At 40.5% G+C, this 13,689-nt stretch carries 11 protein-coding genes and 1 pseudogene; 3 read left to right on the plus strand and 9 right to left on the minus strand.

Annotated elements, in window-relative coordinates; translation table 11 throughout:
• The first annotated feature begins 19 nt into the window (after positions 1–19).
• The gene (locus tag DDU33_RS09745) at positions 20–508 is read left to right on the plus strand and encodes a Dps family protein (RefSeq protein ID WP_005819721.1); all 489 of its coding nucleotides are present in this window, start codon (positions 20–22) and stop codon (positions 506–508) included.
• 39 nt (positions 509–547) lie between these two features.
• Here DDU33_RS09745 and DDU33_RS09750 read toward each other — a convergent pair whose 3' ends face one another.
• The 7 genes and pseudogenes from DDU33_RS09750 to DDU33_RS09780 form a co-directional block, all read right to left on the minus strand.
• Positions 548–1,462 carry an ATP-grasp domain-containing protein gene (locus DDU33_RS09750; protein ID WP_108924898.1) on the minus strand — a complete coding sequence of 305 codons (915 nt, stop codon included), beginning with the start codon at positions 1,460–1,462 and terminating at the stop codon, positions 548–550.
• A pseudogene (gene nfsA, locus DDU33_RS09755) lies at positions 1,459–2,178 on the minus strand (oxygen-insensitive NADPH nitroreductase). The gene DDU33_RS09750 and the pseudogene nfsA overlap by 4 nt, the downstream one beginning before the upstream one ends.
• Before the next feature lie 62 nt (positions 2,179–2,240).
• Entirely contained in the window at positions 2,241–3,032 is a 792-nt protein-coding gene (gene mtgA, locus DDU33_RS09760; RefSeq protein ID WP_108924899.1) for a monofunctional biosynthetic peptidoglycan transglycosylase, read from the minus strand.
• Positions 3,019–3,327, minus strand: a complete 309-nt coding sequence (trpR, locus tag DDU33_RS09765; RefSeq protein ID WP_005819727.1) for a trp operon repressor — start codon at positions 3,325–3,327, stop codon at positions 3,019–3,021. Before trpR ends, mtgA begins: the two co-directional genes overlap by 14 nt.
• 19 nt (positions 3,328–3,346) lie before the next feature.
• A complete protein-coding gene (gene lolA, locus DDU33_RS09770) occupies positions 3,347–3,988 on the minus strand; it encodes an outer membrane lipoprotein periplasmic chaperone LolA (RefSeq protein ID WP_108924900.1) in 642 nt (213 codons plus the stop codon).
• A 78-nt stretch (positions 3,989–4,066) separates the two neighbouring features.
• Positions 4,067–6,919: a DNA polymerase I gene (gene polA, locus DDU33_RS09775; RefSeq protein WP_108924901.1), complete on the minus strand. Its 2,853-nt coding sequence runs from the start codon at positions 6,917–6,919 to the stop codon at positions 4,067–4,069.
• A 251-nt stretch (positions 6,920–7,170) separates the two neighbouring features.
• The gene (locus DDU33_RS09780; RefSeq protein WP_108924902.1) at positions 7,171–7,557 is read right to left on the minus strand and encodes a helix-turn-helix domain-containing protein; all 387 of its coding nucleotides are present in this window, start codon (positions 7,555–7,557) and stop codon (positions 7,171–7,173) included.
• A gap of 148 nt (positions 7,558–7,705) precedes the next feature.
• On the opposite strand from DDU33_RS09780, the gene DDU33_RS09785 reads away from it, so the two are divergent.
• Together DDU33_RS09785 and DDU33_RS09790 are read left to right on the plus strand one after the other, a co-directional pair.
• Positions 7,706–10,111 (plus strand): HupA family protein, encoded by a 2,406-nt coding sequence (locus DDU33_RS09785; protein ID WP_108924903.1) that lies wholly within the window; start codon positions 7,706–7,708, stop codon positions 10,109–10,111.
• 96 nt (positions 10,112–10,207) lie between these two features.
• On the plus strand, positions 10,208–11,608 hold the full coding sequence (locus DDU33_RS09790) for a porin family protein (RefSeq protein ID WP_108924904.1): 1,401 nt from the start codon (positions 10,208–10,210) through the stop codon (positions 11,606–11,608).
• A 72-nt stretch (positions 11,609–11,680) separates the two neighbouring features.
• Here the strand turns inward: DDU33_RS09790 and trpA are convergent, their stop codons facing one another.
• Entirely contained in the window at positions 11,681–12,487 is an 807-nt protein-coding gene (gene trpA / locus DDU33_RS09795) for a tryptophan synthase subunit alpha (protein ID WP_108924905.1), read from the minus strand.
• Positions 12,484–13,680 (minus strand): tryptophan synthase subunit beta, encoded by a 1,197-nt coding sequence (gene trpB / locus DDU33_RS09800; RefSeq protein ID WP_108924907.1) that lies wholly within the window; start codon positions 13,678–13,680, stop codon positions 12,484–12,486. The genes trpA and trpB overlap by 4 nt, the downstream gene beginning before the upstream one ends.
• Between the last annotated feature and the right edge of the window lie 9 nt (positions 13,681–13,689).

A 13,689-nucleotide genomic window follows, 5' to 3' on the forward strand; every position in this document is an offset into this window, starting at 1 on the left:
ATCAATAAGGAAGTAAATTATGTCATTAAATCATATTGGTATTAATACTGAATCCGCTGAAAAATTAGCAAAAGAGTTAAATGGCTTGCTCGCAACATATCAAGTTTTTTACATGAATGTTCGCGGCTACCATTGGAATATCAAAGGCGTAAACTTCTTTGAATTACACGCTAAATTTGAAGAAATTTATGATGATCTTGTTGTGAAAATTGATGAAATTGCAGAACGTATCTTAACATTGGGTCATACGCCAAGTAATGCATATAGTGAGTATCTCAAAACTTCACGTATTCAAGAACACGTTAATGCAACAACAGCAAGCCAATGCCTTACCGGTACATTAGAAGGTTTCAAAACATTACTTATTCAACAACGTGAAATTTTAAATCTTGCAAGTGAAGCGGATGATGAAGGTACAGCGTCTCAAATGAGCGACTATATTAAAGAGCAAGAAAAATTAATTTGGATGTTCTCTGCCTCAGCCGCTTGTGGTGTTTGCCAAGGCTAATTTGACAAATAAACTCACTCAAATCGAGTGAGTTTATTTTTATCTCATTTTCATCACATAATCGACCATCATTTTGGCGATATTAAGCCCTGTCGCTTTTTCAATACCTTCAAGTCCAGGGCTTGCATTGACTTCTAAAACCATCGTTCCATGATGAGAACGTAAAAGATCGACACCAGCAATATCTAATCCGATAACCTTAGCTGCATTGAGAGCAATTTGCTTTTCTGCTTCACTTAACACAATTTTTTCAGCTGAACCGCCCTGATGTAAATTAGCACGAAATTCCCCTTCAGAACTTTGGCGTTGCATAGCTGCAACTACTTGATTTCCTATAACAAATGCCCGAATATCCTGTCCTTTAGCCTCCGCAATAAAATGTTGCGTTAATACAGGAAGATTAGCTTGCTTTAATGTATCTAATACACTCTGCCCGCTTCGCTGATTTTCAATTAACATTACACCAACACCTTGTGAGCCAGACAAAGTTTTCACAACCAAAGGGTATTGATGTAATGCTAATAATTCAGTATTGCTTACCTCGCTCCCAGCGAAACTACTCATAGGTACAGGAATATTATTCGCTAATAATTTTTGTAAACTTTGCCATTTATCGCGAGCTAAACGAAAAGCCTCTGAGCGATTTAACACTTTAATCTGCCGGCTTTCAAAATGTTGTAAAACCCGACAACCCATTTCCGTGCTTGATGAACCAAATCGAGGTAATACCGCATCATATTCAGGCAATAAATAAGCTGGCTTACAATTTTTATCGTATCGCTCCCCTTCTTGATAAAAAAGCTGAAATACCGGCTTATCTTGTTCAAAATTTAAGCTTAACAGCATTCTATTTGGATCAAGAATATCTAATTGAATACCCTGTTCTTCACAAGCTTCTTTTAAACGTTGGCAGCTGTATAAGCGAGGCTCTCGGCAAAGCATTAACCATCTCATTTTTTTAGAAGCCCTTGCTTTTGGAAAAATGGAAGAATATGTGGACGCACCGGCTTCGCTAATGTTTTTTTAATCGCAGCTTGCTACTCTTGAGGTTCGCCTATTCTTTGTTGATAATATGCCGACAGCGTTTGGTTATAACCTTGTAATGCTTGTTGATCTATAGGTTGATACTGATTTTCATAGCACATCAAAGTTTGTGGTAAACGTGGTTTTAATGCAGGATCTTGCGCTGGATAACCTAAACATAGTCCAAACAGCGGCACACAATGTTCAGGTAAATTAAGCAATGAAGCAGTTTTTTCAATATCATTTCGCAAAGCGCCGATATAAACTCCGCCTAATCCTAATGATTCTGCGGCAATGAGCACATTCTGAGCCATAATGCCTGCATCAACAGCCCCGATTAAACTTACTTCTGCCCAATCCAATTGAACATCCGGTACAAGTTGTTTGTGTTTATGAAAGTCGATACAAAATACCCAAAATTCCGCAGCTTCTGATACATATGCCATTTGCGTAATCTCTCTAAATCCTTGACGAATTTCTGGTGAGGTTACTCGAATGATCGAAATACATTGCAAATGATTTGAGGTTGAGGCCTGTCTGCCGGCATCAATTAGCGTATTGATGATCTCTGTGGGAATCGGTTGTTGAGTGAATTGACGAATAGAACGATGAGATAAAATTGTCTCAAGTGCAGATTTACTTTGCATATTGCCTCCTATTAAAAAAACGGTAAGATTTGCAAAATACATCACAAATCAAACCGCTTATCTTACTCCAGTTTATCTAGATATTGTTTACCGCCAAGTGCTGAAACTTGCCGAACAATCCATGCTTGTCTTTTCCGCATTGTTGGCCCTGGTTTATCTACTCGGTAAATTAATGGATTAGGCAAAGATGCCGCTAATAAAGCTGACTCTTGTAACGTAAGCTGCTTCGCTGATTTTTTAAAAAACGCTTGTGCAGCAGCTTCAACCCCAAAAATCCCTTTACCAAATTCGGCGATATTAAGATACACCTCTAAAATACGCTCTTTGCCCCAAACATTCTCAATCACAAAGGTTAAAGGCAATTCAATACCTTTACGTACCCAACTTTGCCCATGCCATAAGAACATGTTTTTGACTGTTTGTTGCGAAATGGTCGAGCCTCCACGAATTTTCTTCGATTTGGCATTTCGCTCTAAAGCAACTTGAATGGCATTTAAATCAATACCGAAATGGCTTTCAAATTTTTGATCTTCCGAAGCAATCACGGCCATCTGCATTTGCCAAGCAATATTATCTAGGCTAACCCACTTTTTCTTAATATCATACTTCTGCCCCTCAATAAGATTCGCTGCTTTTTGTTGAATCATATAAGACGAATAAGGCACTGGTACGATGCTAAAAAGCAAGATAAGTCCAAATAATCCCCCTAATAGTGGCGTGGCAAAGCGACTCAAGCCAAACCACGTCCAACCTAATTTCGAGCTAATCTCTTTAGGGATAAAAAAATCGACACCTAATTTAAACAAGCGGTTAAAAATGCCATTCGTTTTGCGACTTTTTCTACGCTTTGCCATTTAGTTTCTCATTAACCCAATTTAAAAATTGCGGATCTAATGTTTTGAGCATATTCGAACCACGCGTAATGGTTGCCGCACTGGTATTCAATTTTTGTTGAATTTCACGTTGTGATGACTCATTTTTTAATAAATGTTCCACAATTTGAGTACGTAAACCAAGCGAACCTCGCTCATCCGCCGTTAAGAAAAGCTCAAAAAATTCAGTTAATTTATCTTCGGCAACCGCTTGACGTAATAAGGTGACAAACTGTTGCCATTCTTTAGGATCTCGTTGATGATAAACCGTTTTCATAGACTCCGCTTACTCAAAATTATTTTTTCGTTTTCTTTCCACCACGCTGATCATCTAATTCCGCACCTTTTGGTACACTAAATTTGAATAAATCAGAAGAAACATTTGCCGTTGTGATATTACGTAACACGTATAAATTACTTTGCCCATCACGTTCAATGGTGCTAAAGCCTTTCATTACACCATTTGCATCAATACGCACATCAAATTGTTTTAAACTGCTTTTTTTCGATTTTGGTTTTAGCACAAAAGAGTCCATATTTTGGGTAACATCATATTGATCCCAATGACTTTTATTATTGCTGGTCAGTAACACAAACGGCGTATTATTTACCGCATCTTGCACCGTGTTTACCGTAACTTGTGAAACAAAAGGGTCGTAAAACCATAAATTTGCACCGTCAGAAACAATTAAATTTTCCTGTGGCGATTTCGTATCCATACGGAATAAATTTGGGCGTTTCACTTGGAATTTACCTTGTCCGGATTGAATTTGTTTACCTTTGCTTGAACGTACCGTTTGAGCAAAGTCCGCACTGTACTGGCTAACTTTCTCTAAACGATTTTGTAATTCTGCAACAGCCTGAGCATCAGCAAAAGCTGAGCCTGCTAAAGAAAATAATGCTAATCCGAATAATGATTTTTTCATAATTTGTTTCATTTGTTGTCCTTTTTGTGTTAAAGATTTTTCTCTTTGACCATTAAATTTGTTATCTAGTTCCTTGAGTGTAATAGGAAGTTAATGAGCCTCATCCCAATTATCACCAACACCAACCTCTGCAATTAAAGGAACATTTAACTGAATGGCTTTTTCCATTTCGGCTTTAATTACCGCAGAATAATGTTCAACTTTATCCTCTTTCACTTCAAACACCAATTCATCGTGAACTTGCATAATCATTTTGATTTCATCGGAATGTTGAATAACACGGTCAATGCCAATCATCGCAATTTTAATAATATCTGCTGCCGTCCCTTGCATTGGAGCATTGATCGCAACCCGTTCTGCCGCTTTACGGCGCATTGCATTACTGGATTTTATTTCCGGTAAATATAAGCGTCTACCCAACAAGGTCTCCACATAACCTTTTTCTGCGGCTTTTGCTTTTATATCCGTCATAAATTGTAAAACATTAGGATAACGGTTGAAATAGGCTTCCATATACTGCTTTGCATCGGCTCGGGAAATACCGAGCTGATTAGACAAACCAAATTCAGACATACCATAAATTAAGCCGAAGTTAATCGCTTTTGCATTACGGCGTTGTTCGCCTGTTACCTCATCTAATGGCACACCAAAAATTTCTGAAGCCGTTGAACGGTGAATATCTTTCCCTTCTGCGAAGGCTTTTAACATCCCCTCATCATTTGCCAAATGTGCCATAATACGTAGCTCAATTTGCGAATAGTCCGCTGCCACGATTTTATAGCCTTTACGAGCAACAAATGCTTGGCGAATACGTCTTCCCTCTTCATTTCGAATAGGAATGTTTTGCAAATTCGGATCACTTGAAGAAAGACGCCCCGTTGCTGTTACGGCTTGATGATAAGAAGTATGCACTCGCCCTGTTTTAGCGTTAATCATTAACGGCAATTTATCCGTATAAGTCGATTTAAGTTTGCTCAATCCTCGATGCTCGATTAACAATTTTGGCACACGATGTCCCATCATTGCTAATTCCTCTAACACTTCTTCATTTGTCGAAGCAGCCCCTTTCGGTGTTTTCTTCAAAATCGGCAAGCCTAACTTTTCAAACAGAATTTCTTGAAGCTGTTTGGTTGAGGCTAAATTAAACACCGAACCGGCTTCACTGTGTACCTCTTGTTCCAGCTCAGCTAAACGGCGCTCAATTTCATCAGATTGTTGCTTTAATTTAGCCGGGTCAATCAACACCCCGTTACGCTCAATGCGAGAAAGCACGCTTACCAATGGTAATTCAATTTCATCGAATAATTTAACCAACGCTGGCTCTTGTGCTAATTGCGACCATAAAACTTGATGAAGTTTCATCGTAACATCAGCGTCTTCAGCGGCATATTCCGCGGCGGTGCTGATTTCAATTTGATCAAAAGTCAGTTGATTTTTACCTTTGCCGGCAATGGTTTCAAACTCAATGGTTTTATGCCCAAGATAGCGCCCCGCCAAATCGTCCATATTATGACGACCGGTGCTATTTAAGGTATAAGATTCCAACATCGTATCAAACGCTACGCCTTGCACATTAATGCCGTGATTAGCAAAAACGGTTAAATCGTATTTAATATTTTGCCCGATTTTTTTAATCTCCGGATTTTCCAAAATCGGTTTTAATTGCGCTAAACAAGCGGTTAAATTTAGCTGATTTTTTGCTAATTCATAGCCAACCGTTTCCATCTCATTGGCAAATAAATCGCCTTGCCCTGCGGAAGCGGTAACCAATGTTTTATGCGCCAGTGGAATATAACAAGCCTCGCCGTTAGCTAGAGCTAATGAAACCCCAACTAAATTGGCACTCATCGAGTCAAGCGAGTCGGTTTCGGTGTCTAGTGCAATACATTTCTCTGCTTGCATTTTCTCAAGCCAACGATTTAATGCCGCCATTTCTGTAATGGTTTCATACTTAGAACGGTCAATGTCCACTTTTGCAAAAGTTGGCTCATTTTGCACCGCTTGTGTCGCTTCATAAGCATTTGGCGTTCTCACTTTTTCCGTTTGCGTAACCGGATTTGCACCACCTTTCACTTCGCTTAACCATTTTTTAAATTCATATTGGCTAAATAATGCAACCAACTCATCGTGATTTTGCGGCGAAGTGGTTAATTGATCGTGACGAAATTCTAATTCAACATCCGTTTTAATCGTTGCCAATAAATAGGAGAGATCTGCCATCTCTTTTTCTGCTTCTAATTTAGGCGCAAATGTTTTTGCCCCACGGAAAGAAAGCTCCGCCACTTTATCTAAATTTTGATAAATCGTCTGAATAGAACCAATCCCCTGCAATAAGGCTAACGCAGTTTTTTCGCCTACGCCTTTTACACCGGGAATGTTATCGGAAGAGTCTCCACGTAATGCCAAATAGTCGATAATCAACTCAGGTGGAATACCATATTTTTCAATCACACCATCTCGGTCTAGCAACGTATTGGTCATCGTGTTAATCAACATAATATGCTCATTAACCAACTGCGCCATATCTTTATCGCCAGTACTAATCAAGACATCTTTGCCATCTTTCGCTGCTTGAACAGCAAGCGTGCCAATCACATCATCGGCTTCTACGCCTTCAATTGAAATCAGCGGAATACCTAATGCTTTGATAATGGTGTGAAGCGGTTGAACTTGCGCCCGTAAATCATCGGGCATCGGTGGACGATGAGATTTATATTGTTCAAACAACTCATCTCGGAATGTTTTGCCTTTTGCATCAAATACCACCGCAATATGGCTTGGCTCAACTTGAGCAATCAAACTTTTTAGCATATTTAATACGCCATACATTGCGCCGGTTGGCTCTCCATTCTTATTGCTTAAAGGTGGAAAAGCGTGGAAAGCTCGATAAAGATAGGAAGAACCATCGACAAGAACAAGGGGATTAGATGCAATTTTAGCCATTAAAATCTCGATATGTGTTAATTAATTACGGAAGGGATTATACAACAAAATGTAAGAACCAAACTAGATTAAACACGATGCATCGTCATACGACATAGCTTTGAGCTTAAGAAGGTTTGTGTCACAACAGAGAATAAAAAATGATAGGCGTTATTACACGATAAGGGCAGAGTTTATCCCTGCCCGAAAAAATATCAATATCGCAATAGGAGGGTTTCCCCTACATAAATTTATAAAAAACAGCACTATATTTACGCCTTATCTTTTAATAGTGCAATAATCTCTTTCAAGGCGACAATTTCCTCATTTTTCTGAGCAAGCATTTCATCTTTATGAGCGATAGTCAGTTTTAATTTTTCAATTTCGGCAGTGAGATTTTCAGGATTTCCATAATAATTCGTATTATTGGCGTGTTCGTTCATCAAAAATAGAACGCCTTTTCCCTCACAATTCATTAGTTCCAACACATCAATATTAAAAATTTGAGCAATTTGTTCGAGTTTATGTAAATTAAGTTTTGTTTCACCACGTTCAATTTTAGCGTAACCGTTGGTGGACATATTCATTTTTGCCGCCATCTCTTCTTGCGACCATTGGTTCATTTCTCGCACCATACGGATTTTTTCATTAACACTCACAAATTGCCCCTTTTCTTGATTTGTCCACCCACAAATTGAGTGGATTCCCCACACCGTTTGTTGTTAGCGGAAGATTAAGCCTACTTTTAAAATAGCTCGTATTTTACACATATTTTCGTTAAATAACACTTTAAAATAAGGACTTTCTATGCGTTTGTCAGTTAAAACAGCAGCAATGGCGATTTTGGTTTCATTAGGCGTAACAGCTTGTAGCTCAGGCGGTGGTGGCGGTGGCTCATCTGCACCGACTGATAACCTGGAGCAAGCAAAGCAAATTGAAGCCTTAAAAAAACAGGTGGAAGCCGAGCAACAAGCGGTTAAATCTGCGCAAAATAATGCAAATCAGGCTTCAGAAAAAGTAAAAGCGAGTGAAACAGCTAAAGCAAAAGCGGAAGCTGAACTGGCAAAAGCACAACAAGCGTTAAAAAATGCAGAAAATGCCACTGTAGCAGAAAAAACAAAAGCACAAGCTGCTGTAGATAAAGCTGCTCAAGATTTAGCCGCAGCACAGCAAGCCGTTAAAAATGCCGAAGCAGCTACTGCTGCAGAACAAGCCAAAGCGCAAACGGCAGCAGAAAAAGCGGCACAAGATTTAGCCGCAGCGCAACAAGCCGTTAAAAACGCCGAAGCGGCGACAGCAGCGGAGCAAGCCAAAGCGCAAGCAGCTGCGGATAAAGCCACTAAAGACTTAGCCGCAGCGCAACAAGCGGTTAAAAATGCCGAAGCAGCGACTGCTGCAGAACAAGCTAAAGCTCAAGCAGCTGCGGATAAAGCCGCTAAAGATTTAGCCGCAGCGCAACAAGCGGTTAAAAATGCGGAAGCAGCAACGGCAGCGGAACAAGCTAAAGCCCAAGCAGCGGCAGAGAAAGCTGCGCAAGACTTAGCCGCAGCGCAACAAGCAGTTAAAGCTGCGGAAGCAGCCACTGCTACAGAACAAGCTAAAGCTCAAGCAGCAACGGAAAAAGCAGCTAAAGATTTAGCCGCAGCACAGCAAGCGGTCAAAAATGCTGAAGCGGCGACTGCTGCAGAACAAGCCAAAGCGCAAGCAGCTGCGGATAAAGCCACTAAAGACTTAGCCGCAGCGCAACAAGCGGTTAAAAATGCCGAAGCGACAACTGCAGCAGAACAAGCTAAAGCGCAAGCGGCAGCAGAAAAAGCAGCTCAAAATTTAGCAGCGGCACAACAGGCAGTAAAAAATGCCGAAGCGGCAACTGCTAAAGAAAAAGAGAAAGCACAAGCAGCTGCAGAAAAAGCGGCTCAAGATTTAGCAGCGGCACAACAGGCAGTAAAAAATGCCGAAGCAGCAACTGCTAAAGAAAAAGAGAAAGCACAAGCAGCTGCAGAAAAAGCGGCTCAAGATTTAGCAGCGGCACAACAGGCAGTAAAAAATGCCGAATCAGCAACAGCTGCAGAACAAGCTAAAGCACAAGCTGCTGCAAAAAAAGCAGCTCAAGATTTAGCGGCTGCACAACAGGCAGTAAAAAATGCTGAAAATGCAACCGCTGCAGAAAAAGCTAAGGCTCAAGCAGTGGCAGAAAAAGCGGCTCAAGATTTAGCGGCTGCACAACAAGCGGTAAAAAATGCCGAAGCGGCAACTGCAGCAGAGCAAGCTAAAGCTCAAGCAGCGGCAGAAAAAGCGGCTCAAGATTTAGCGGCAGCACAACAGGCAGTAAAAAATGCCGAAGCGGCAACTGCAGCAGAACAGGCTAAAGCTCAAGCGGCGGCAGAAAAAGCAGCTAAAGCATTGGAAGAAGCTCAATCCAAAATTACCACATTGGAAGAAGAATTAGCTCCTATTAGAGCAGAAGCAGAAAGAATACGTTTAGAAGCAGAGGCAGAGGCTAAGAAATGGGAGTTTTTAACCCAAGACAACACTTGGAGATTTTTGAAAACTAATATATCAGGCAATAGTATTAGTAAGAATAATAAATTAAGAATTACAGACTCATATTCAGTGATTCTTTCTGGAAAATTAGAATCAGGAGAATTACAAAAAGGGATTAATTTTGGAGATTATAATATATCAGATCAAGTTAATTCTATACCTGTTTATGCTAGTAGAAACACTTTGTCAGGAAAAAAAGAAGAACATATTTTGAATGCTAATTTTGTCAATCAACAATATTCAACTTATCTAGCTTGGAGCGTAAACACAGATTCAATTAGTAGTTCGGATGTGGCATTATGGACAGATGTCATTTCATTACCTACACAAAGTTCTAGTGAATATCTCAAAAGAGCAACTAAGGCTGTTTATACTGGTAAGGTAATAAAAATAAACAATAAAGGGATTGCTCCTATAACTGGTGATTTCAAATTAAACGTAGATTTTCAATCTGAAAAAGTGAATGGAGAAATCACTAATTTAGAAGGAAATAATTATCAACTATATGATGGCACTATCACAATTTCAGGGCAGCAAGTTAAATTCTCAGGGCAAAGTAATTATCCTGAAGTAAATCCAAGATATGATGGAATTTTTGCAGGACCAAATGCGGAAGAAGTAGTCGGAACTACGGGGAATGATTTAAGCTTTGGAGGTAAACGCCAATAATTGATCGCACGGGCGGGGATAAACCCCGCCCCTACGAATCCTACAATATATTTTCAAGAATCAATAAACAGCACTTGATTAAATAAAAAATTCAAAATGAAAAAATATCTCCCCCTTACCCTTTTTATTCCCTTAGTTGCCAACGCTAATCCCGATCTAGCAATTAAACCTGCCGAGCCTACATTACCAAAACAAGCGGTTATTTTTTCAGAAAAATCCGCAAATAGTGAGGAAATCACGTTAACCCAAGAGCTGATCAGTAAGCCTGAACTGACTCGTCAAATGTTAAATCGGGCGATTGATAGCCGACAATTTCATTTATTGCCTGAACTGGTGCGGATTTACCAACAAACACCTAATCCCGATTTGATACTGATCGATTATGCCAACGGCATTATTTTGGCAAGCCAAGGGGATTATAAAACGGCAATTGATCTCTATCGTGGCATTATTGCGAAGCACCCTAATTTTCAGCCTGTGCGTTTTCGTTTGGCGCAAATGTTGTTTGAAGATCGGCAAAATGAAGCCGCACTTTCACAATTTCGTAAGCTACAAGCAGACGGATTACCGCCTCAAATTGCAAATGGGGTGGAACAATATATTGCCGCTATTCAAAAACGTTCGGATTGGTCTTTCGATTTTGGTATTAATTATTTGCACGAAAGCAATGTTAATAATGCCTCAAATTCGCCTTATGTTTGGATTGGGAATGTACCGTTTAAGAAAACGGAAGAGTCGTTACCGCAATCAGCAAATGGGCTAAGTTATCATCTCAATTTGGCTAAAAATTGGAATGTCAGCGGCTCGCACTATCTACATTTTGAGAACCAATTTAGCGGAAAATCCTATTGGGATAATCATCAATTTGACGATCAGCAAAACCGTTCAAGCCTTGGCTACCAATATCAAAATGCTCAAAGTCGTCTTGCCTTTTTGCCTTATTACGAAATGCGTTGGTATGGTAATCATCGCTACAATCACGGCTATGGGGTTCGAGTTGAAGCCGAACATTGGCTTGCTTCTCAATGGCAACTTTCTACCGCAGGCGAGATGGGCAAGCTCAAACATCGGGGCGAAAATCAGCTGGCAGATAGCACGACATTATTTGGTTCTGCCACGCTACTTTATGCCTTTAATGCGAAAAGTTATCTCTATGGCGGTGTAGATTTGTTGCGAGATAGGACGCTAGAGCGTTCTTTGGCTTCCAAACGTTATACTGGGCGAATCGGTTGGGGACAGGAATGGTGGGGCGGCATTTCCAGCCGTATTCAGCTCAGTTATGGAAAGCGTGAATTTGACCAAGCTCACCGCATTTTTAATCAAGTACGTCAAGATAGAGAGTTAGGTCTGAACGTTACACTTTGGCATCGTAACCTGCATTTTTGGGGAATTACGCCGAAAATCAGCTATCAATATCAGCGTGTGAACTCAAATTTAGCAGATCTTCATTCGTATAAACGAAATCGGGTTTATTTGAGTTTTGAGAAGACGTTTTAATAGAGAAGATATTTACGCTCAATGTTCCGCAAAAATGACCGCTTAAGCGGTCATTATGTCAGCATATACAATTTAAAGTGTCGCCGCCTTCATTTCCTTCACAAATTGCCCTAGCTCTTTTAGCAATTTGGTTTGATTAGCCAAATTCGCTTCAATGATTTTTACAATTGCCGAGCCGGAAATTGCACCATCGCAACCTAGAGCTAATGCTTCTTTTACTTGAGCCGGTTTTGCAATGCCAAAGCCTTGTAAAATAGGCGCAGAATTTGACCGCTTGAGGTTTTCAACTAAGTGATCTAAGTTGCTGGCGTGCGCTTGATTTTCAGCACTGGTTACGCCGGCACGAGAAACTAAGTAAGTATAGCCTTCGGTTAATTCTGCTACTTTTTCAATGGTCGCTTGGTCAGCATTTGGCGGGCAAATAAAGACGGGTTGAATACCATATTTTTTTGCCGTGCCGGTAAATTCTTCTGCGGCTAAAACCGGTAAATCCGCAATCAACACTGCATCAACGCCATTTTCTGCGCAACGTTTAAAGAAAACGTCCGCTGTTGGCACAAAAATTAAATTGGCACAAAGGAGTAAGCCGATTGGGATTTCAGGGTATTTTTGACGAATTTTCGCAATCAATTCAAAACAAGCATCGGTACTGTATCCGCCATCTAATGCTCGTTTATTGGCGGCTTGGATAACAGGTCCATCGAGTAACGGATCAGAAAACGGAAAGCCAAGTTCTAAGGCATCTGCACCGTTTGCAATTAAGGTTTCAATGATTTCCCACGAGCGATCAAAATTGGGATCGCATAAGGTAACAAATGGTACAAAAGCCCCTTCATTTTTCGCTTTTAATTTTGCAACACATTGATCAAAACGGCTCATTCTGCGTTCCCTCCATTTAAAATTTTATCGACCGTGAAAATGTCTTTATCGCCTCGTCCGGAAAGGTTTACCACCAGTAATTGCTCTTTTTCAGGATTTTGTTGAATGAGTTTTAAAGCATAAGCCAATGCGTGGGAAGACTCTAATGCCGGAATAATCCCTTCATTTTTTGCCAACGCTTGGAAAGCATCAAGTGCTTCTTGATCGGTAATAGACACATAATCCGCTCGTCCAATGGCATTTAAATAAGCGTGTTGCGGACCAACAGAAGGGAAATCTAAACCGGCAGAAATTGAATAGGACTCTTCAATTTGCCCGTCTTTGTCTTGCATAATCGGGGATTTCATACCGAAATAAATCCCCGTTGTGCCGTGTTTTAACGGTGCGCCGTGTTCGCCTGTTTCAATTCCTTTCCCTGCCGGTTCAACACCAATCAATTTTACCGCTGTTTCTTCAATAAAATCAGCAAACATACCAATCGCATTTGAGCCACCACCCACTGCGGCAATCACCGCATCAGGCAAGCGGTCTTCTTTTTCAAGAATTTGACGTTTAGTTTCTTCGCCAATCATTTTTTGAAATTCACGCACAATGGTCGGGAATGGGTGTGGACCGGCAGCCGTACCAATTAAGTAGTGAGTTGTTTCATAATTTGCCGCCCAATCTCGCATTGCTTCGCAACAAGCATCTTTTAACGAGCAAGAACCTTTTTGTACAGGGATAACTTCCGCCCCCATTAAACGCATACGAAATACATTCGGCGATTGACGTTCCACATCTTTGGCCCCCATATAAACCACGCAAGGCATTCCCAACATTGCACAGGCTAATGCGGTCGCAACACCGTGCTGTCCTGCGCCAGTTTCCGCAATGATACGGGTTTTGCCCATTCGTTTTGCCAATAAAATTTGCCCTAATACTTGGTTTGTTTTATGCGCTCCGCCGTGTAATAAATCCTCACGTTTTAGATAGAGCTTGGTTTTTGTTCCTTTGGTTAAATTACGACAAAGGGTTAGAGCCGTTGGGCGACCGGCATAATTTTTCAATAAATCGGTAAATTCTGCTTGAAAGCTCGGATCTTGCTGCGCTTCTACAAAAGCTTTTTCCAACTGTTTTAATACCGGCACAAGAATTTCGGGGACATACATTCCGCCGAATTCGCCGAAATAAGGGTTAAGAAGAGTGTCTGACATATTATTTTC

The sequence above is a fragment of the Actinobacillus porcitonsillarum genome, from assembly GCF_003101015.1.
In the GTDB taxonomy this organism is placed as follows: domain Bacteria; phylum Pseudomonadota; class Gammaproteobacteria; order Enterobacterales; family Pasteurellaceae; genus Haemophilus_A; species Haemophilus_A porcitonsillarum.